The 1276-nt window shown below is 45.7% G+C and carries 1 protein-coding gene; it reads left to right on the top strand.

What is annotated here, in order from left to right; translation table 11 throughout:
• The first annotated feature begins 258 nt into the window (after positions 1–258).
• Positions 259–1263, top strand: coding sequence for an IS110 family RNA-guided transposase (locus ACYVIY_RS28595; RefSeq protein ID WP_460980090.1), 1005 nt, complete (start codon positions 259–261; stop codon positions 1261–1263).
• Positions 1264–1276: the final 13 nt, after the last annotated feature.

Raw genomic sequence — 1276 nt, 5'->3', positions numbered from 1 at the left:
CGCTTCGGCCTTTAGATTTAGGCCGTTGTACGATTCTAAGATGCGTCGTGTAACTTAGAGATACTCACAGAATGTGAGCGACCAACCCCGGCAGGACTACCTTAACGCTTCGGCAAGGCAAAACCTATGGATCGATTCAAGATCCTGCCGGGACTTTTAGACAGTGACTTCAGATAGAAATGCGGGTTCGCGGCCCATGAGCAAGGTATTGAAGGTGTCTAATGTTGGCCAACTCGTTTAATCTTACTCTGTAAAGTTATGCAATTCGATTATTTCATTGGCGTTGATGTGTCCAAAGCAACCTTGGATTTCGCCGTGGCTAAGACCAACCAGATCTTATTTCATCAGCAGGTCAGCAATGATCAGAAAGGTATTACTGCTTTCCTTAAACTCTTGCGCCAGCAAACCAAAGCAACTCTTGGGCAGTGTCTGTTTTGTCTGGAATTTACGGGCATCTATAACAACCCATTGCTAAAAACTCTCCACCAGCACTCAGCCTCCATCTGGATTGAGCGGGCAGTCCATATCCAGGAAAGTGTAGGACTCACTCGGGGAAAAACCGATCAGATCGATGCTAAACGAATTGCTTTGTTTGCCTACAAAAACCGCGATGAAGTTCGTTTATGGACGCCACTGCGCCCTGTCATTGCCCAACTAGATCGGTTAACAGCCCAACGAGCTCGCCTAGTAAAAGTGATTAAAATATTGCAGACCCCCTTAACCGATTCGGAGGGCTTTATTGACAAGGCTGATCGAAAAGCTAATCAGCAAGCCTGTGCAGCCTCTTTAAAATCGCTCAAAGTTGATCTTAAATCAGTCGACAAATCAATTGCAGAATTGGCCAAGCAAGACCCTGAACTAAGCCGACTTTTCGAGCGAGTCACCTCCGTGGTCGGTATTAGCCAGACTACAGCCGCTGAGATCATCGTCACCACTAATGAGTTCAAAGCGATTAGTGATCCTAAAAAGTTTGCCTGCTACGCTGGCGTTGTTCCCTTTGAGCGCAGTTCTGGTCAACGTAAAGGTCGTTCTCAGTTAAGTCACCGAGCCAACAAGAAAGTGAAATCGTTGCTTCATATGGGCGCCATGTCAGCGGTACAACATTGTGCGCAACTGAAAGCCTATTACGAACGAAAAGTGACTGAAGGCAAGAATAAAATGTTGGTTCTTAATAATGTCCGCAACAAGATTGTCTTGCGCATTTTCGCCTGTGTTCGGGAAGACCGCAATTATGACGAAAACTTTTCTTTCCCCTTTGTTTAAATCATAGAAATCG

It is taken from the genome of Spirosoma knui (genome assembly GCF_054780635.1).
Note: the sequence above shows the minus strand (reverse complement) of the source record. Positions and strands in the feature narration are given on the sequence as shown.